The 20,317-nt window shown below is 62.8% G+C and carries 12 protein-coding genes; 3 read left to right on the top strand and 9 right to left on the bottom strand.

Features of this window, described 5'->3' with window-relative positions:
* Positions 1-188: 188 nt before the first annotated feature.
* A protein-coding gene (locus tag ACW17W_RS08405) for an IS3 family transposase (protein ID WP_492076467.1) occupies positions 189-1,378 on the top strand; the annotation gives its coding sequence in 2 pieces (ribosomal slippage) (positions 189-447 and positions 447-1,378; 1,191 coding nt in all).
* Between the two features lie 295 nt (positions 1,379-1,673).
* Here ACW17W_RS08405 and ACW17W_RS08400 read toward each other — a convergent pair.
* The 6 genes from ACW17W_RS08400 to ACW17W_RS08375 form a co-directional block, all read right to left on the bottom strand.
* Positions 1,674-4,814, bottom strand: a complete 3,141-nt coding sequence (locus tag ACW17W_RS08400) for a type I restriction endonuclease subunit R (RefSeq protein ID WP_492076466.1) — start codon at positions 4,812-4,814, stop codon at positions 1,674-1,676.
* On the bottom strand, positions 4,811-5,947 hold the full coding sequence (locus tag ACW17W_RS08395) for a 5-methylcytosine restriction system specificity protein McrC (protein ID WP_492076465.1): 1,137 nt from the start codon (positions 5,945-5,947) through the stop codon (positions 4,811-4,813). Before ACW17W_RS08395 ends, ACW17W_RS08400 begins: the two co-directional genes overlap by 4 nt.
* Positions 5,944-8,157 carry an AAA family ATPase gene (locus ACW17W_RS08390; RefSeq protein WP_492076464.1) on the bottom strand — a complete coding sequence of 738 codons (2,214 nt, stop codon included), beginning with the start codon at positions 8,155-8,157 and terminating at the stop codon, positions 5,944-5,946. The genes ACW17W_RS08395 and ACW17W_RS08390 overlap by 4 nt, the downstream gene beginning before the upstream one ends.
* On the bottom strand, positions 8,154-9,497 hold the full coding sequence (locus tag ACW17W_RS08385) for a restriction endonuclease subunit S (RefSeq protein WP_492076463.1): 1,344 nt from the start codon (positions 9,495-9,497) through the stop codon (positions 8,154-8,156). Before ACW17W_RS08385 ends, ACW17W_RS08390 begins: the two co-directional genes overlap by 4 nt.
* Complete coding sequence (locus tag ACW17W_RS08380) at positions 9,494-11,101, bottom strand: class I SAM-dependent DNA methyltransferase (RefSeq protein ID WP_492076462.1); 1,608 nt, start codon at positions 11,099-11,101, stop codon at positions 9,494-9,496. Before ACW17W_RS08380 ends, ACW17W_RS08385 begins: the two co-directional genes overlap by 4 nt.
* A gap of 487 nt (positions 11,102-11,588) precedes the next feature.
* A complete protein-coding gene (locus tag ACW17W_RS08375) occupies positions 11,589-12,314 on the bottom strand; it encodes an arylesterase (RefSeq protein ID WP_492076461.1) in 726 nt (241 codons plus the stop codon).
* 61 nt (positions 12,315-12,375) lie between these two features.
* Here ACW17W_RS08375 and ACW17W_RS08370 point away from each other — a divergent pair, with 61 nt between their 5' ends.
* Complete coding sequence (locus tag ACW17W_RS08370) at positions 12,376-13,071, top strand: ABC transporter ATP-binding protein (protein ID WP_492076460.1); 696 nt, start codon at positions 12,376-12,378, stop codon at positions 13,069-13,071.
* Entirely contained in the window at positions 13,071-15,581 is a 2,511-nt protein-coding gene (locus ACW17W_RS08365) for an ABC transporter permease (RefSeq protein WP_492076459.1), read from the top strand. The genes ACW17W_RS08370 and ACW17W_RS08365 overlap by 1 nt, the downstream gene beginning before the upstream one ends.
* 241 nt (positions 15,582-15,822) lie before the next feature.
* Here ACW17W_RS08365 and ACW17W_RS08360 read toward each other — a convergent pair whose 3' ends face one another.
* The 3 genes from ACW17W_RS08360 to ACW17W_RS08350 form a co-directional block, all read right to left on the bottom strand.
* Entirely contained in the window at positions 15,823-16,785 is a 963-nt protein-coding gene (locus ACW17W_RS08360) for a hypothetical protein (protein ID WP_492076458.1), read from the bottom strand.
* 1,253 nt (positions 16,786-18,038) lie between these two features.
* Positions 18,039-18,308, bottom strand: coding sequence for a hypothetical protein (locus ACW17W_RS08355; RefSeq protein WP_492076457.1), 270 nt, complete (start codon positions 18,306-18,308; stop codon positions 18,039-18,041).
* A 579-nt stretch (positions 18,309-18,887) separates the two neighbouring features.
* Complete coding sequence (locus ACW17W_RS08350) at positions 18,888-20,129, bottom strand: hypothetical protein (protein WP_492076456.1); 1,242 nt, start codon at positions 20,127-20,129, stop codon at positions 18,888-18,890.
* Between the last annotated feature and the right edge of the window lie 188 nt (positions 20,130-20,317).

Raw genomic sequence — 20,317 nt, 5'->3', positions numbered from 1 at the left:
GACGGCAAGGCCGAAAAGGCTTCGTCGAGGCCAAGCCGATCCCACACGTTGCGTCGATCTATACTCTTGGCGGTTGGCATGCGCCCGTCGGCGACCATGTCATCAAACTTGCTGACGCTAACACCTGACGTGACCCCCTGAAACTCCTCCAGGAATAGCTAGAGTCCGCCCCTCGAAAGGACGGACAGATGAAGCGATCACGGTTCACGGAAGAGCAGATCATCGGGATCCTGCGTGAGCAGGAGGCGGGCGTTGCGACGGCAGAGGTCTGCCGGCGTCACGGTGTCAGCTCGGCGACCTTCTACAAGTGGAAGGCCAAGTTCGGCGGCATGGACGTGTCGGAGGCCCGGCGTCTGAAGGCGCTGGAGGACGAGAACACCAAGCTGAAGCGGATGCTGGCGGACGCGATGCTCGACAACGTCGCGCTGAAGGACCTGCTTGGAAAAAAGTGGTGACGCCCGCTGCGCATCGAGAAGCGGCGGCGCATCTGCAGTCGTTCTACGAGATGAGCGAGCGGCGGGCGTGCCGGGTGCTGGGCACCGATCGGGCAAGCGTGCGGTATCAGGCCACGCGGCCGGATGACGGCGTCCTGCGGGATCGATTGAAGGCCTTGGCGCAGGAGCGCCGGAGGTTCGGCTATCGACGTCTGCACGTGATGCTTCGACGCGAGGGCCATGCGGTGAACCGCAAGCGGGTCCAGAGGATCTATCGGGAGGAGAGGTTGACGGTGCGCAGGCGCGGCGGCCGAAAGCGGGCCATGGGCACGCGACGTCCGCTGGAAACGCCGTTGGTTGCCAACCAACGCTGGTCGCTAGACTTCGTGTCCGACCAGCTCACCGACGGCAGGCGCTTCCGCATCCTGACGGTGATCGACAACTGCACCCGCGAGTGCCTGGCGCTGGTGGCCGATACCTCGCTGTCGGGCGCACGGGTCGCGCGTGAGCTAGACATCATCATCCAGCAGCGCGGGCGTCCGGAGACCATCGTCAGCGACAACGGCACGGAGTTAACCTCGAACGCCATACTGGCCTGGGCTGACGATGCGGCGGTCGGCTGGCATTACATCGCGCCGGGCAAGCCCCAGCAGAACGGCTTCAACGAGAGCTTCAACGGCCGCCTACGCGACGAGCTGTTGAACGAGACGCTGTTCCGCTCCCTGCCGCATGCCCGGGTCGTGCTGGAAGCCTGGCGGCGCGACTACAACGAAACCCGGCCTCACTCGAAGCTGGGGTGGCTGACGCCGCAGGCCTACGCCGATGCGCTCACCGGACAGATCGGCCGGCCTGCTGCGCGAGTTGAAAGCTGCGCAGACCGGCCTCTTGCCAACCCCACCAACCCCGGCTCAGATCAACCAAGGACTCTCGTTATGGCTGGATGAGAAACGGGGGTCACGTCATAGTGACCGTCGAACTGAACGTGCGAGAAGACGGGGATCTCACCCAACGCTGGCAAGAAGCGGGCTATGTGGTGAAGGAGGCGCTTCGAATCGCTTGAGCGACACACTCTGGGCCATTCGGCTTTCTTCCAACGCGCCAGTAGGACCGGCTCGCTCTCATTTTCATCGTCAGTGCGTTTGTCTCAATCTGCACTGAGTGGATGTGTCGCGCCAGAATCCCCCCCTCGTCGCGCTACACGTGACGATCGCCCCGATACGGTTCTGGAGATTCTGGAAGCTAGCTCGCTCTCAACAACGTCTCTGCCTGAGCTAACACCGTCTGAACCGCCAGATCGGAAAGATCCGGCGGGTACCCATACCGGCGGAGGATGCGCTTCACCAAAATCCGCATCGACGCGCGCGCGCTCTCGCGATGGTGCCAGTCGACGCTGACGTTACCGCGGAGCTGTTCGACGAGCTCGTGTGCAATAATGCGAAGCTGCTCGCTGCCCAGAACCTCCACTGCCTTTTGGTGCTCGGCGAGCGCATCGTAGAAGGCGAGCTCTTCCTGCGACAGTCCCGTGTCCTCGCCACGCGAATAGGCAGCCTTGAGGTCCTTGGCGAGATTGATCAGTTCCTGGATCATCTCGAGAGCTGACAGGGCGCCAGCGTGGTACCTCGCGACGGCGTCCTCGAGCCGCTGCGAGAAGGCCTTGCTCTCGACGACGTTGGTGCGCGACCGACTCTTGATCTCGCCGGCCAGCAGCTTCTTCAGCGCCTCCAGAGCGAGGTTCTTCTTCTCCATTCCCGCGACCTCGAGCAGGAACTCGTCGGAGAGGATCGAAATATCCGGTGCCTTCATGCCGGCCGCTTGCAGGACATCAATGATTTCGGCCGAGGCAATCGACTGATCGATCAGCTGCTGGACCGCGAGGGTCTTGTCGGCCGTGCTCAACCCGCCCTTGGCCGAGCTCTTCGCGAGCGCGGCCCGGATGGCTTGGAAGAAGCCGACCTCGTCGCGAATTTCGCGCGCCTCGTCGCTCGCCGACGCCAGTGCATAGGCCTTGCCCAGACCGAGGACGAGATCATGGAAATGGCGATGGGCCTGCTTCTTCTCCTCGTGTGAGCCGACCTTGGCCGCCTCCACTTCGGCCCACTTCAGCACCCAGTCGATGGCGCCGGCCAGACAGGCCAGCCGTTGAATCGGTGCCCCGGAAATCCCGGGTTCGTAGTCGAAACCATGGAAGATGCCGCGCACGACCTCGTAGCGCTCCATCAGGAGTGCGACGGCCTCTTCCTCGTCGATGCCGGTCTTTTCGCGATCCGCCTGGGTGTATTGGCCGAGCGCAGCCTTCAGGTTCTGGGCGATGCCGATGTAGTCCACGACCAGCCCACCGGGCTTGTCACGAAACACCCGGTTCACCCGGGCAATGGCCTGCATCAGCCCATGTCCGCGCATGGGCTTGTCGATATACATCGTGTTCATGCAGGGAGCGTCGAAGCCCGTCAGCCACATATCGCGAACGATCACCAGCTTGAGGGGATCCGACGGATCGCGTGCCCGCTTGGCCAGCAAGTCCCGGCGCTTCTTGCTGCCGATGTGCTTTTGCCAGACGAGCGGATCTGAGGCCGAGCCGGTCATCACGATCTTCACCGCGCCCGAAGCGTCATCGTCCGACCCCCATTCGGGTCTCAGGGCGATGATCGCGTCGTAGAGCTTCACGCAGATGCGCCGGCTCATGCAGACCGCCATGGCCTTGCCGTCCAGCGCCTCCACACGAGCCTCAAGGTGTCGAACCAGATCGGTGGCGATCTGGTCCATCCGCTTGGTCGACCCCACCAACGCCTCAACCGTCGACCACTTCGCCTTGGCCTTCTCGGCCTCCGTGAGAGTTTCGTCGGCGACCAGCGCCTCGACCTCGGCGTCGATCTTCGGCTTCTCGTCCTCGTCGAGCTCGATCCGCGCCAACCGGCTCTCGTAATAGATCGGAACAGTCGCGCCGTCCTCGACCGCCCGGCTGATATCGTAGACGTCGATGTAGTCGCCGAAGACCGCCGGCGTGTTCACGTCGTCCGCCTCAATCGGGGTGCCGGTGAAGCCGATGAAGGAGGCGTTGGGCATGGCCTGTCGGACATAGTGGGCGTAGCCGTACCGGCGCTCCCCGGTCTCTCGGTTCAGCTTGGAGTCGAAGCCGTACTGGCTGCGGTGCGCCTCGTCGGCCATCACGATCAGGTTGCGCCGGTCGGTCAGCTCGGGGAACTGCTCCTCGCCCTTCTCGGGCGAGAATTTCTGCACCGTGGTGAAGATGACGCCGCCGGAGGTTCGGCTGAGCAGGCGCTTGAGCTCGTCCCGGCTGTCCGCCTGTTCCGGCGTCTGTCGGACGAGGTCACGGCACAGGCCGAAGGTCGAATAGAGCTGGTCGTCCAGATCGTTGCGGTCGGTGAGCACGACGATCGTCGGGTTCTCCAGCGCCGGGGCCTTCACGACCAGGCCGGCGAAGAAGGCCATCAGCAGGCTCTTGCCTGAGCCTTGGGTGTGCCAAATGACGCCGATCTTGCGATCGCCGTCCGGACGGGTCGCCTCCACCGTCTCGATCAGCGCCTTCCGGGCGCCGTGGAACTGATGGTAGCCGCCGATGATCTTGAACGGGCCCCGGTCGCCGTCGCCGAAGACGGTGAAGTCGCGGATCAGGGCGAGGAAATGCTCCCGCTCAAACACCCCGCGCAGGAGAGTTTCCAGTTCCGCCGAACCCTTGTGGGTGAAGTCGTCGTCGGCGCCGGTGATCGTGCGCCACGGCATGAACCGCTCGAAGTCGGCGGTCAGCGAGCCGATCCGCGCTTCAAGGCCGTCGGACGCCACGAGGACGGCGTTCGTGCGGAACAGGCCGGGCACCTGGGCCAGATAAGTCTGGAGCTGGTTGAAGGCGTCGGTCGTGGTGGCGTTCTCGGCTGCGGCGTTCTTCAGCTCCAGCACCGCGAGCGGCAGGCCGTTGACGAACAGGACCAGATCGGGCCGGCGATTGAACGGTCCCTCGACGACGGTGAACTGGTTCACCGCCAGCCAGTCGTTAGCGTCGGGATTGCTAAAGTCGATCAGCCAGACCTTCTCCGACACGATGCGGCCGTCGGCGGCGCGATGCTGCACGCCGACGCCGTCGGTCAGCAGCCGGTGGATGCGGCGGTTCTCCTCAACCAGCGACCCCGTCGCGCTCGTCAGCAGCTGGCGGATCGCCTCATTGCGTGCGGCCTCGGGGACATCGGGGTTCAGCTTGGCGAGCGCGGTCTCGAGCCGGGGCAACAGGATGACGTCGGAGAAGGCCTGACGCTGCGGGGCGGGACCGTCAGGGGCGATGCTGGTGCCGTGCAGGTAAAGCCAGCCGAGGTCCTTGAGGATCTCGATGCCGGCTTCCTCGACGATGTCTTCCGAAAATCCCTTCACGCACTCCTCCCGATGGTGCCCTGCGCCAGATCGAGCACCCGGCTTTTGATTGCGTCCGCCTGCCCCCGCAGATCAATGGTGGCGATGCGAACTGTGTGGCCCTGAATGATGGCCCATTCGTCGATCTGCCTGTCGAGCACGGGATAGACTAGGACGCCCTCCGACGCCGAAAGCGCCGCTCCGCCCTTGTCCGCCTGCGTCCGAAGATAGGCGTAGAGTTGGTAGAGATGGCCGCTCTTGAAGCGTTCGGCCTGGTACGCGTTCAGCGTCAACGCGTTGGCGAATTTGGTCTCCAGGATCACCCGTCGCGGGGCTTCGCCGGAACGGGTTCGTTCGAGGACCACGTCCGCGCTCATCGTCGGCAACCAGCTCGCGAAACCGTCGGTCGGCTCGACGACGTCCCAGAGAAGGCCCTTCTGCGGGAAGGCCTTCCAGCCGTCGCGGCCGTGCATCTCATGAACGCAGATGCCTGCGACCGCCTTCTCGAATATTTTGCGCAACAGAATCTCGTCGTGGTCGAGACGTGTGGCGCTCGTAGCTCCGGCCATCTCGCCGGGAAGGATCAGATCAAGCGCCAGCTCTGCGACCGTGATCATCAGACGGTCTTCCGCGTCATGGCGGGATATCCGTTCGCGCGCCATCTCGCTGCGGGACGGCCGCGTCTCGCCGACGCCAAGCTCCTCCAGCTGGCGGGCGAGGATCCGGCATTCGCGCGCCGGCTTGCTCGCGCCCATACGAGCCGACATGGCCAGCAGGGCCGCCCGGACCAGCCGGTTGCGCGGGGTGTTGTAGGTCAAATCCTCGAACTGGCAGGCGACCTCGCCGCGCTGGAGCAACATGCCGGTATCGGTCTTCAGCCAGTCGATCCGGCCGCGGACCCGGTTCAGCGTGGCGGCGCGGGGCACATAGGCGCGGGTCAGGTTCTGGTGCAGTCGCCGCTCCACCACCAGACAGAGCAGCCGCGCCAGCAGTTCGGGCAGGTCGGCCGCCTCCTCGGCCAAGCCGTCGAACCGCTCCCTGAACTGCGCGAGATCAGCGGCATAGACCAGCAGCAGCCACAGATTGCGGACGGGAATGCCGACCTGGCTGGTCCAGGCGGTCTCACCATCTACGCTCTGCGGCAGGGCGCTCACAGGCCCGCGACGAGGGCGGCGCGGTTCTGCCGGGCGGTGGCGGGATCGTCGTACCAGTACTCGTCGAGCAGTGGACCGATCTCGGTTTCCACCACGGTGCGATACCAGTTCGACCAGTCAGCCACGCCGGCCTTCGGCGGCGTGACATAGCTGTGCCCGACGCAGAACTGCTCGCCCAGGCGGCCGTCCGCGCCGATGACATCGTTGAGCGTCGCCATCCGCTGGGCCACCAGATCGACCATGGGCTCGGGCGCGCCCGCCGCCTGACACCAGGCTCTCCATGCATCGTTCAACTGCGGCGTGAGGTTGCGGAAGGCGAACCGCCGGCGCAGCGCGAGGTCAACGAGAGCCAGCGACCTGTCGGCGATATTCATCGTGCCGATGATGTGCAGGTTCGGCGGAATGTGGACGCGCTCGTCGGCGTGCCGCGGATAGGCGAGCCGCAGAGCTTCAGACGGGTCGCGCTTGTCGGTTTCCAGCAGAGTCAGGAGCTCGCCGAGAATCTGGGCAGGGTTGCCGCGATTGATCTCCTCGATCACCAGCACATAGGTCTCTTCCGGGTCCGTCAGGGCGGCGTTGACGCATTCGAGGAAGACGCCGTCCGTCAGCCTCAGACCGCCGACGCCGTCCTTGCCGGCGTGAGGCCTCCACCCCCTGACGAAGTCCTCGTAGGACAGGGACGGCTGGAACTGGACCGCCGTGACCCGCGACGGATCCCTGGCTCCGACCAGGGCGTAGGCCAGACGGCGGGCCAGCCACGTCTTCCCGGTGCCCGGCGGCCCCTGCAGGACGAGGTTCTTCTTGTGACGCAGGAGGGCCAGCAACCCGTCGAGATCGCCACTCGCCAGGAAGCAGCCATCCGAAACGATGTCGGTGATCGCGTAGGGCGTATACGCCTTCTCGACCGGTGCGGAAGCCGCAGAGGAAACAACCTCAGGCGACGCGTCCTCAAGAGGATCCTCTGCGATGCGCCAGCGCGTCAGGAAGTCGGCCGGGAGAGCCGCGGCGTAGTCGTCGCCATCGTCAGTCAGTGTGAGCCAGGATTTGCCGTCGCGCTGTGTGGCCACGACGAGCTCGACGAGCTTGGACCAGAGCACGATGTAGGACGCCGGCATCGTGGTGGTCCAGGTCGGAACCAGCGACTGAACGTACCGGGTCGCATCCTGCTGGGTCATCTCCCCGACTTCCCGCAGCTTGAGGAGAAGGTGGGCGACGCCGAAGATCCGCCCCACGATCGGCGCGCGGAGCACCTGCGACGGGTCCGGCGCCGTCAGCAGATCGAACCCCCGATCCGTCGGGAAATAGGCGCCGTCGGAAAACCGCAAAAGACCCAACCCGCCGCCCATCGCCTGGTTGATGACGTGGCTGGCGCTGTTCTCCGCCAGATTGGGAGATTCCTGCTGGATGAAATCCATCAGGTCCTCCTTGCTGATCCCCTGCTCGCTTTCGCGGACGACAGAGACCAGCAGACCGATGTTGTTCTTGACGGCGAACAGGCTGCGACGCTGGGACGACGCTGGCAGGATGGAAAATTCGGGCACGTCGACCGGCTCTCGACCGGCGCCGACAACCTCGGCTGCGCCGCTGTCGGGTTTGGCGAAATGGCTTTCCCACAGGAACCAGCTGAACATGGCGTGGTCGACGTCTTCGCCACCCAGGCCTTCCAGTGCTTCCCGCAGACGCTCGCGGATCAGGGGGTTCTGGCCGATCCAGTTGGTCGGCGCCTTGGCCGCCCCGATCAGCCCGTGCACCTGATACGTCCGGCGGTCGTCCATCAGGCAGGTCATGTGACGGGGATAGAGGGCGGCCAAAAGCCGGGCGATCCGGGCCCGGGGGCGCTTCTCGGTGTATTTCGGTCGGACGCGGCTCAGGATTTCATCGTAGGCGCCCTGCAGCACCAAGGCTGCCTGCTGCGTGTCCTCCGGCAGTCCGATATCCCGAAGCTCAAGCAGAAACGCGGCCAGATCCTTGTCCGCATAGCCTCCAGACACCGACACCGAACTCCCGGGGCCGATGCCACTGACGCCGCCGTCTTCCCATAGAAGCCGTTGAAACGCCTCGGTCATCCAGTCCGCCTCGGGGGTCTGGATGACACGGTCAACGGTTGCGCGATAGCGCGCACGCCACTTCGTCCCGCCTTCGTCCGCATAGGCCGTCTGGAACTTTGCGAACTCAGCCCGGATCGCGTCGGTGGAGAGGATCTGGCTCATGCTGCGGCACTCTCGGTGATGGCCGGGGTCACCCGCACCTGCCCAGACATCAGCCGGGGCAGTAGGTAGTCGCGAGTTTCGGCCAAGGTCTGGTTTTCCCGCGAGTTCGCAGAGATGCGAGCGAAGAACGCGTCGACGAAATCACTGAAAGCCCTGAGCACGGGGCCGGGGGGTATCGCCATTGGCCACGCTTCCAAGCTTTCCGCTTGGGCACGTTGCCGGCCTGAAGTGCCCGTCATTCTCTGGATGGCATAGCTGCGGTAGTCATCGTTCCGGCACAGCAGATAGGGCAAGGCTTGGGGCGTGCCGGGTCGAGCGCGATGTACAATGAACTCTGTCGAGCCCCATCCTACCGGTGACTCATCCGTCAGGAAGTCGACGAGAGCAGTCTTCCCATTTTCAAGGCAGGGGGTGATCCGAGCGAGCAATGCGTCGCCATTGCGAAATCGCATCCCTGACCCGAATTCGCGCATGATCGGCAAATCCGCGCTGCTTCCGACGGTCGGCAGGGACGACATGTCCGAATAAGGAGCGGGTACTCCCCTTTTCAGTGGCTCTTTGGGATTGAACTCTATGAAATCCCCTGCCGCACCGGCCGCCCAGCCCTCCGGCAAGCCGTCTTCATCCAAGCGAGCCGGAAACAGCGTCGCGAGTTCGGCGGCGCGGGCGGGGTCGGGGGTGAGACCGCCCATGATGGCCACTGGGTCAGTCTCGCCGGCCAGCTTGCGGCGCACCGGGCCGAAGTCGACGAACCAGTCGCGGAAGATCGCCTGGGCCATCGCCTCCAGCGTCTGATTCACCCGCCGGTTCAGCTCGATCTTGTCGTCAAGGGTCTTGAGCTGCCCTGCGATCATCTCCTGAACATCGGGCGCGGGCCACTCGGCAGGTGCCTGTCGAAGGATGCCCAAGTTGATGTGCGGAACCCCGGTCTGAATGATGGACTGGGTCAGGTATTCGGCAAACTGCGGTGAACGAAGGTAGTAGTAGACGAAGTCTCGAGAGGCGCAGCTCGCATCGACCGAGATCGCCATTTGGCTCTGTGAGATAACGAACTGATCCGAAGCAGCATCGTCTGGAACGATAGACACCTGCCCCATAGTTCCGCGCTGGGTAACGATGATGTCGCCGCGTCTAGCTATGTTTGAGCGTAGGTCAGAAGCTGCTTTCTCGGCTGAAACGAAAGCGAACTCCCCACCAACCCAGCGCCCGTTCTGCTCCATATTGGAGCCACGGATCACCGGCACGCCTTGGGGCGTATAGTCACCCGATGTCAGATTGGAACCGAACGGTCCACCAACGACACGTTTGGAGCCGCCGACGCGCTCGCCAAGCGTATTCATCCGACCAGCCCGCCCAGCGAAGCCTCTATCCGTGCCTCCAGCGTCCGCCCCTCCGCAAAGTGCTCCGCGAGCTTCGCGCGGAGTGCCCCGAGCCGCTCCTCAAAGCTGACCCCGTCATCCTCCTCGTCCGCAGCCCCGACATACCGCCCCGGCGTCAGCACGTGGCCGTGGCCGCGCACCTCCGCCATTGACGCCGAGCGACAGAAGCCCGGCTCGTCAGCATAGGCCTCCAGCCCCCGCGCCTCATTCGTCTCCGGCCGGTTGCGCCAGCGGTGATAGGTCTCCGCGATCTTCGCCACGTCCCCGGGCGAGAACTCCCGCCGCGTGCGATCCACCATGTGGCCCAGCTTGCGGGCGTCGATGAACAGGATCTCGCCGCGCCGGTCGCGGTGGCCGTTGGCGCTCTTGTCGCGGGCGAGAAACCACAGGCAGGCGGGGATCTGGGTCGAGTAGAATAGCTGGCCCGGCAGGGCGACCATGCAGTCGACCACGTCGCCCTCGATCATGGCCTTGCGGATATCGCCCTCGCCCGACTGCTGCGACGACATGGAGCCGTTGGCCAGCACCACCCCGGCGGTCCCGCGCGGCGCCAGATGGTGCAGGATGTGCTGCAGCCAGGCGAAGTTGGCGTTGCCCTGCGGCGGCGTGCCAAAGGTCCAGCGCGGATCGTCCGCCAAGCTGGGCTGCCACCAGTCCGAGATGTTGAACGGCGGGTTCGCCATCGCATAGTCGAACTTCAGCGTCGGGAAGGCGTCGCGCAGGAACGAGCCCTCGTTGTTCCAGGCGATGTCCGCGTCGATGCCGCGGACGGCCAAGTTCATCTTGCACAGCCGCCAAGTGGTGTGGTTGCGCTCCTGGCCATAGACGGCGATGTCGGAACGCCTGCCTTGGTGCTCCTCGACGAACCGTTCCGACTGCACGAACATGCCCCCCGAACCGCAGGCGGGGTCGTAGACACGGCCCTTAACCGGCTCCAGCACCTCGACGATGGTTCGCACCACGGACCGGGGGGTGAAGAACTCGCCGCCGCGCTTGCCCTCGGCGCCGGCGAACTGCGAGATGAAATACTCATAGGCCCGACCCAGCAGGTCCTGCGCCCCGTCGTGGCCCACCTTCATGTCGACGTTGGAGAACAGGTCGACCAGCTCGCCCAGCATGGTCTTGTCCAGCTGGGGGCGGCCGTAGATCTTGGGCAGGACGTCCTTCAGGACCGTGACGTTGGCCTTTTCGATCGCCTCCATGGCATTGTCGATCAGCCCGCCGATGTCGCCTTTCTTCTCCCTGCCCGTCGTGACGTCGACGAAAGTGATCTCGGGGCGTTTGGCATTGGCCTGCAGGTTGGCCCAGCGCGCTTCGGGCGGGACCCAGAAGACGTGGGCGGCGAGGTATTCCTCGGGGTCCTCGGCGTCGGCGTAGGCCTCGCCCTTGAGCTTCTCGTACTGCGCCTCGAAGGCCTCAGAGATGTACTTCAGGAAGATCAGGCCAAGCGCGACGTGCTTGTATTCGGACGGCTCCAGATTGCCCCTCAGCTTGTCGGCGGCCTTGAAGAGCTCCGCCTCGAATCCGAGATCGCCGCCGTTCGCGGTCTTGGTTTTCGCAGCCATAAACTCCCCCTAGTTGTGCTTGCTTAGCGGCCACTACCGGGGACTGCCAGCAGAAAGCCAAACCTCACTGTTCAGTCCTCCAAGAGCATTTCCTGGTTCACCGTTGTCCGCCCCCAAAAAAGAGGCAATGACAGTTCCACGCAGCCGTGGGTTGGCTGGTTTGGTTCGGAATGCTCGGGACCAGGCTCAGAAGCGAGCCAAGAGCGAGTCCCAACGAGTCCGCTGAGTTAGAGGGTGCCCCCTCCGCTCAGTGCACATTTCCAGATGTACACCCAGAGCTCGAAACGCTCAGTGCGTTCTTCCAAAAGCGCCCTGACACCCAAGATGACTGAGCTGCGCTGCGCTGCGTACGCTAACGTGGCAAAACCCTGTGAGTGGCAGCCAGCATGCCATTGCCTTACCGAATACACTGACCTCGAGGCGATCGCAGGTCTCGGGAATTCCCTGCCGCTCTCCTGCCCATCCAACACTCGGTAAGGATTTGGGCTCATGTCATGGAAGAGTTCTGTAGTGTCTTACCAACCACCGGGGCCAACCCAGCGACGATGATCTTCACACCCGCCGCGTTGGGATGGATGCCATCCGGCTGGTTGTAGCGGCGGTCCAGGGCGACACCATTCAACAAGAAGGGATAGGCCGCGATATCATCTTCCCTTGCCAAATCCGCGAAGACGCGATCGAACTCGGCCGCATAGGAACCGTACTGCGGCGGGGCACGCATGCCGGCCAGTAAAACCGGGATATGACGCGCCTTTAGCCGATTGACGATGGCCTGAAGGTTGGTCTTCATTGCCTTAGGTTCGATGCCCTGCAGCAGGTCATTGCCTCCAAGTGCCACGATGCAGAGGTCCATGTCGTCCTGAACGCTGAAGTCTAGTCGAGCCAGCCCCCCGGCCGTGGTGTCTCCAGAAACACCGGCGGCGCGCACCCGCACCGGCAAACCCGACGCCCGAAGCGCGATCTCCAGCTGGGCCGGTAAAGCGTCAGATGCGGCCAGGCCATAGCCGGCTGTGATTGAGTCCCCCAATACCGTGACAATCTTTTCCGCCGCATCCGTCAGCGTGGCCGGTGCCTGACCAGAAGTAGGCGGGGTCGGCGCAGGCTCGTCCACGTCAAACCGCTCGCACCCCGCTAGCGCGAACGCGCCTGCCGCCATGAGGATTGACCGGCGCGCCGGGTTCGAAACGTTCAGTTGGGGATCATCTGGGTTCATGGCGTTGACGTACCCATATAGGCTCTCTCTCCCCTCCCCCAATGCACGGCGACCGATTTCGATGGCTCCACAAGCTCCCCTCGTACTCGAAGCCGTATCACTCACGCTTCCCTCCGCAGCGGGCCCTGTCGAAATCCTTCGCGGCGTCGATCTGAGCGTCGATGCCGCCGAGACCGTGGCCATCGTGGGACCCTCCGGATCAGGCAAGTCGTCGTTGATCTCCATAGCCGCCGGACTAGAGACCCCGAGCGAGGGTCGCGCAATCCTGTTCGGGACCGATCTGGCGGCGTTGGGAGAGGATGGCCGCGCACGCCTGCGTCGAGGCCGTGCCGCGCTGGTGTTCCAAAGCTTCCACCTCCTTCCGAACATGACCGCCGAAGAGAATGTGGCCGCTCCGCTCGAACTGGCGCATCGGCCGGGAGCCAGCGCCGAAGCACGGAGCTGGCTTGACCGCGTGGGACTTAAACATCGTCGCACCCACTACCCTCACCAGCTCTCAGGCGGCGAGCAGCAGCGTGTCGCGCTTGCTAGGGCACTGGCGGTCAGGCCCGAACTGCTGTTCGCGGACGAGCCTACGGGCAACCTCGACGGGGCCAATGGCGCTCTGGTCGCCGACCTGTTGTTTGATCTTGTCCGCGAAAGCGGAGCGGCGTTGGTGCTTGTGACCCACGACGTGCGTGTCGCCGCGCGCGCTCACCGCACCGTGACGATGAGCGATGGTCGGATCGTTCCCACGACCGTCGGAGTTAACGCCTGATGGTGGCGCTCCGTTTTGCCTGGCGCGAGCTTCGATCCGGAATCGCCGGGTTCCGCATTTTTCTCGCCTGTCTCGCCCTGGGTGTAGCCGCCATTGCGGCTTCGGGCTCAACGGCGGAGGCCTTCAGGCAAGGTCTTGCAAGCCAAGCGCGCGAGATCCTCGGCGGCGATGTCGTGTTTAGCATCGACCAAAAGCGGTTCACACCCGAGCAGCGCTTAGCCTTCGGCAAGCTCGGGTCCGTCGCCTATTCGGTACGCGCGAATGCGATGGCCGAGATGGCATCCGGCGAGCGCCGGCTGGTGGACATGCGCGGGGTCGACGCTGCCTACCCTCTGGTCGGCAAGGTTGAGCTGAGCGGCGCGCGTGATCTTGGCACCGCCCTTCGAGCTGAGAACGGGATCGCGGGTGCCGTGGTCGAACAGACGCTGCTCGACCGTCTGAATCTCAGGCTCGGCGATCGGTTCACCGTCGGCTCCACGTCGCTTTTCGCCCGAGCTGTCCTGATCTCTGAGCCCGACCGGTTGGGCCGTGGCTTCGCGTTAGGACCCCGCGTCATCACGACTGTGCCGGTGGTCGAAGGTTCCGGCCTTTTGGAACCCGGCGGCCTGTTCGGTGAAGCCGTTCGCATCACCCTGCCGTACGGCACTGACCCGAAAAAAGTCATCGCCGACATTCGGAAGCAGTTTCCGGACGCCGCCCTGGAAGCCCGCGATCGGTCCGAGGCCGCAGCTGGAGCGTCGAGGCTGATCGACCAGCTAGAGTATTTCCTCGGCTTCATCGGCCTCGCATCACTAGTGGCTGGAGGCCTCGGCGTAGGCGGTGCCGTCTCGGCCTATTTAGAAGGGCGCAAGTCCTCGATCGCGACGTTGAAGGCCCTGGGTGCCGAAGGCGCACTGATCCGCGATGTGTATCTGATCCAGATCGGAGTGCTGGCTGTTCTCGGCGTCGCCATTGGTCTGACTATCGGCGCGGTTACGCCCCTGATCATCGGAACTTTCGCCAAGGACAGTCTGCCAATCCCCGCCCTGTTCGCCGTCTATCCCGAGCCGCTTCTGCGTGCCGGCGCATTCGGCTTATTGGCGGCAGCAGCCTTTGCGCTCACGCCACTGGCTCGCGCACGATCAACCCCGCCGTCGTCCCTGTTCCGACGTGAGCTTTCCGGGCGGCTGCGGTTTGGCCCAGAGACAGTCGGTGCAGGTCTTGCGGGTCTGGGACTAGCCGCCATGGCGGTCCTCACCGCCCCGTCCAAGCTGGCCGCCGCGGGTTTGATCGGCGGGACCGTCATCGCTTTCGGTGTCCTCTGGGTTCTGGGCCTTGTATCGGCGTGGCTGGCCGGGAGGCTTCGACGAGGAACAAGCGGTGCCGTGCGTCTTGGCCTCGCAAATCTTGCCGGTCCCCGCTCAGCTGCGCGGACAGCCTCGCCCGCCATCGGCCTGGGTGTCGCGCTTCTGGCCTGCGTCGTCCTGATCCAATCGAGTCTGCTTGCACAGATCACTGATGTGGCACCGAAGTCCGCACCGTCAGTCGTCTTCACAGAAATCCCTGGCGAACGCGGCGCAGCCTTCGACGCCGTAGCCGCCCGCGTCATGAATCAGCCCGGTCTGGACCGGTATCGCCGTGCTCCCCTCATAACCGGCCGGATCACCCGCCTAAACGGCCAGTCGGTCGATCTCGACAAGGTACGCGATGACCAGCGCTGGGCATTTGACCAGGATATCCTGCTTTCGGCTTTAGCCGGTGCGCCGGACGATGCGAATGTCGTGGCCGGCCAGTGGTGGACTGCCGACTATGTCGGACCACCCCAGGTCGCCATGGCGCGCGACCTCGCGACGTCCGCAGGCCTCAAGGTCGGGGATACCATCACCCTCCAGGTGCTCGGGCGTGAGATCGACGCCCGCATAGCAGCCCTGCGAAAGGTCGATTCTGGTGGGTTCGGCTCGAATTTCCTTGTCGTGCTTGACGCCCACGCCATCCAGGGCGCCAACCCGCGAAGCGTCGCCATCGCACGCGCCACACCCGATGAAGAGCGCGCGATGACCCAGGCGCTCGCACGCGACTTTCGCGAAGTGAACGTGATCAGCGTGAGAGAACAGCTAGAATCAGCAGCCACACTCTTCGACCGCCTCGCTCTAGCCATCCGGGGCGCGGCAGCCGTCGCGGGTCTGGCCGGTCTGCTGGTGCTGGTGGGTGCCATCGCCTCAGGCGTACGAGAGCGCGCCCGCGAGGCTGCTGTGCTGAAGGTGCTCGGCGGCTCCCACCGCCAGATTCTGGCGGCCTACCTGATCGAATACAGCCTCGTCGGTGCGATAGCCGGGCTCGCAGGGATTGCGCTCGGGGCCGCCGGTGCCTGGCCCGTGGTCACGCAGGTGTTTAAGGCCAGTTGGAGCTTGGACTGGAGCGGCATCATGATCCTATTGGCAGGGGCGACAGGCATCGCGGGCCTTGGAGGCGCGGCGGCTGCGTTGCACGCGTTGTCGCAAAGACCAGCTCCAGTTCTGCGCGCGTCGTGATGACGATCCGAGTTCTCGACTGACTCGAACACGCTCAGGCTAAACGGAACCGCGTCTCAAGAGTGCATTGGTCTCAATCTACACCCAGACACGATTTCGCTAAGGCATTTGTCGCGAACTAAACTGATTGGCGTTAGGAATACATTCTTGCTGCGCCGAATTATTAGACGAGCATTCCCGTCTTTCCGCCTTCCGAGTCACGACAGGTTTCGCTGTAACCGGTTGGCAATACGACCTGAGGCTAGAGGCCCCGAGGATTTCGTACAGGGCGCACGCGGAAACGCGATGTCGTCACCCAGAGTTGATTTTCGCTACGCGGGAACACCACCACGCAAATTGGCTGCGAATAGTCGCTGCATGTCGGTCGATAGTTTACGCGAATAGTGGCAGCCGTGATCGCGTCTCCACTGCGCATTGGGGGCAATGCGAAGTTACGGTTCCAGTCTTGTGTGGCTCGATAATCAAAACTCGTCTGTCGAAAATTTCCACCGATAGTTGGCTGGCGAATGTTGGCGACTTCGACAGTAGCGGCCCCGTCTCTAAACGCGTGATCCCCCGAGCCGCGTTGAAAAGAAACCTGCCACGTTCCGTCAACCGTTACGGTGTCACCCCGATGGTGAGATCGCTTCACCGACCTCTGCCCGCCGGTGAACTCAACCACCTGATAAGCTAGGTAGAGGTTCGAACCGTCCAGAACTGCGGTACGCGCACCGCTCCCCCCCAACGCGACGTCAACAGGAATGCCGCGCGCCTCCGCTTTCGCTTTGAGTTCAGCCGCCCCAGCGGCGTCGGTCACAATGCTAATGCTTCCTGCCTTGATTGCCTGTGCAAGCACCTGCTCACCGGCAGCGACATTGTCGAGCCGCGTGTAGTCAACCACACTTGCGATCGACAGGCCGGCAAGGGAGGTGTTGTTTGTCGTAGAAAGGCTGGAGGTCAACCCCAGGTAGCTACCAAGGTTAGCAACTATCGAGGCCTTAGTAGACTGAGTGAAGACGGCTTCCGAAAGTCCTTGCTGGATCGTCAAATTGTCACTGGCCGCCCCGGGACCTGAGGGACCTACATTTGGGAACCATTTCGCTCCGATAGGGACGTTAGCCCGCGGAAATGACATAGCTTGAAAGCCATCAAAAGTCTGTGCGACGCTAGCGGTTGCGGATCCGCACAGCGCAATGACTAAAAGCGTTCCAGCAAATACGCGCATAGTCCGCCATCCCAGCTTTCGATGGTTTTTTATGGCGCGGAACAGTGTTCGACGCAACCGGCTGGCTTGGCAACGAAAACGTTAGATGCGTTTGAGGCCCAGCGTGGCGAACGGCACCCGCTAACTATCGAATTTCGCTCAGTGTGAGGGCCAGATTTTGCACCCAGCCCAAATGCGCTCAGTGCGGTCTTCCCGATCTACACCCAGCGCCGAAATCGCTCAGTGCGATTTTCCGAATGTGCACTAGGGCCAGGGGTTGGTTTCTTGCGCGTTGGCGACCCGCCATGCCCGCGCCAGAGCTGCCTGTCCTTCTTTGGAAACGGTACGATTCACCGGTAGAGGCCGATTTCCAACCGCCTCAAGGATGAGCGGAACAGCTAGCCGCCTGCCATGGTGATCACGCCGAACGGCCAGCATTTCCCCACAGTAGTAGCCAACCAGAACTCCATCGTGCACCACGGCGGTGTCGCAACCACCGCTCAGCAGGGTATGGACCGAATACCCTTGCCCCAAGTCCCGGATCATTGGCCCAACTAGCGACGCGAAGGCAGGAGCGCCGGTGGTGAATGCGTTAGGGTCCGCTGGTGCCAAGGCGCAGTTCGCAGTGCACAGAAACTGATCAAGTGTAACTTGGTTAAGGTTCACTTTTTGGACTCCAAGATTGATGGGCGGCCGAGATCGTCCATACCCAACTCAGTGCGAAATTCCCCACTCACACCCAGCGTCAAAATCGCTGAGTGCAAAGTCCCCAATGTACACCCAGCGCGTTCAAAGTCTGTCTCTGAGCGCGATTCCAGCCTGACGATAGCGCGCCGCCCAATCATCGGATTGAGTGTCAGGTGGCAGGCTGTGGTTCAATCCACTCGTCGCCAACAATCGAGCCTCTTCACTCGTGACGATCACAGGCCTGACGTAGCATACGAGCGCCGACAGCATGGCTTGAGGGTCTGAAGATGCGGCGCGAAGGATGGGCATAAATACAGCGACCGGGACCGAGTGCTCGTATTGGAGCCCTCCCCTCTCACCCCCCGACCTTTGCTCCCATGCCGCCACCGAATGCGGTCGGTGCGCAGACAACTTCGCCCCCTCTCGTAGTTCCCAGAGAAAGTGAACGGCTTCTCGACGGACTTTGGAAGCTTGGCCATCGCGCAGGCCCGCGCCGTGCAGCGTCTCAAGCGCAGTGAAGATCGAGCAAAGACACTCTGCAATCTGAATCTCGTCAGGCTTTTGCTCCATCCCTCAGAACTCTCCGATCAGTGGGTTCGTGGGAAGCGCCCACGATCCAAGATAGCCCAGCCGAGATTCCTCAGCCGGTAGCCCTCTTGGTAGCCTAAGCCGATGTAAGGTTCTGTTGCTTCACCCTTCTCGGCCAACCCAAGTGCGACGAGGCGATCCGCAATAACCGACCCCAGACGGGCGCGCCGACCCAACGGCTCAAGGTCACTCAAGGCGTTAGACAGCTGACCCAACGCGCGCCATTCATAATGGTCGAGCGACACGCTTGAAAGCACATCGTCAGACATAGCGGTCTCCTCCCCACGCTTTCAATCAAGCCTCACGGCGTCATCTTCGGTCGTACAGGGCATACATTCGTTTACGATCCGGGCAACTGGGGCGCCCTCTCCGATGCCAAGTCACGATCAGCTTTCACGGACAAGCCGTCATGCCGCAACGCTTAGGACCGATCTGCTCGCCGGAGGCGTGCCGCAACAGACTAATTACGAGATGGAGCGATGCAGAGACAGCCGTCTATGTTCTTTGGGATAGAGCGTCCGAACTCGCAGTCTATTGCGGCACTTCACGAACCCCGAGCCGATTGCGATCGCATCTGGCAAAAGACGATCTGGCAAACGGGCCTGTTGGGAAGACCCACGTGAACCCGGAGTTTCGTTCCTATTGCCTATCCCAAGCCAAAGGATGGCTCGGTGTCTCATTCTTGGTGTGTCCCGATGAAGCAGTAGCGCGACAGATCGAGCGCGAAATCATCGGCGCATTGGGGATCCGAAAATTCGGTGGGCAGCTGTACAATCAGCGCCTATCCGGCTGAGGGTGACGTGAGCGGTCAGTAGATTTTTCCTGACCTACACTGAGCGCCGGCACCGTCAGCTCCGACGATATCCGCCGGTCTCGACGTCAATCCAACTTGCTATCACAGCGTCATCATTCATCAGGTCTGTCAGCGCGATCTTCTCCGCGATGCGTTCCGGCGACACCTCTGCCTCCAGACGCGCGAGATAGTCGGAAATCCACCCGCGAAATTGTGCGACGCTTTCAAGCGTCGCATCTTGCGGCAAGTGGGCTTGAAGGGACCTGATGGCCGAAATCCGCTCTGTCCGCGCCAGCTGGCGATCTAGAAACTCGATACGTTTGGTCTCAAGGTCTTGCCGCCGTTGCAGCGCTTCCCGCCGCCGCTGCTGCTCCTCAGCAATCACCTTTTGTCGCTGGCGCTCGACACGCTGCGCTTTCACAGCGAGCGCGTAGCCCTCGAAAGCATCAGTCACACAGTCGATGAGCGTCTCAATCTGCTGCGTCTTGCGATCAGAAAAGGTGCGCCTGATCCCTACGTATCCGACAGCCTCATCAAGCGTCAGCGACAGCTTGCCGTTGGGCACTCGGTCCCAATCGGCGATCTTGGGCGCATCCCAGGTCGACACATACGCACCGGTCCGCTTCGCCGCATCGAGCCGGGCAGCATAAGCCGCCTTAGCGGCAATCTCTTTGTCGGTTGGCTTATGTGGTACACGATCAGTGAGCTCGGTCAGCTCACAACCGATGGTTTCGCCATCGACGACGAATTCCAACCGCTTCTCGCCCGCTCTAACGGTCCAGCCCCTTTGCTCGACCTCGGCGAGCAGCAAGCTGAGCGCTCTCTCCGCTCTGTCCAAAGCCCCTTCAGAAACCACGACTTTGATACAGCCCGGACCGGTGACGCGAAGGAGCCCATCGCCTTTCTGATTTTTCAAGCGCGAGAAAGTCTTGTCGAGCTTCGGGTTGAGAGTGATGGGGGTCAGCGGGCGATTGGCAGGTGCCAGAGCCGCTGATTTTGCGCGCCGCTCCATGCGAGAAATCGGCTTCGAAGCGCGAAACCCTGGCTTCTGGAGCCCCGAGACAGTGAGCAGCTTGTCAGGGTCGCCGGGCAAAGTGGGACGGTTGGTCGGCTTGCCGTGAGCAACCTTAGTCCAATAGCCGGCAGGTGGCGTTGGGATGTCATGCCGCTGGCACAGAGCCGCCAAAAGAAAGTTTGTGACGCCATATTCGGCGGCCACGCGGATCAGCGGCGTCTCCCCGATCCTGCGATAGAGGTCTCCTCTGGAAAGTTGGTTCGGCGGCGGGAGATTGGTCACTCGCCAATCCTAACGCCTCGCTCTGATCCCGCCATCGTGTCGGGCAAAAAATACCAATTCGAGTTAGTCAGGCGGTCAAAAAACTCAATAAAATCAGGAGCGACCCTACATCCTTAAGTCAGCTAAGCTTGTTGTATTTACTGGGTAATAGCTGTCCCACCCTGTCCGCCAGCCCCGCCGATTCTCCT

The organism is Brevundimonas sp. FV1ye29L (genome assembly GCF_058681095.1).
This window is presented reverse-complemented; position numbering and strand designations above follow the sequence as displayed.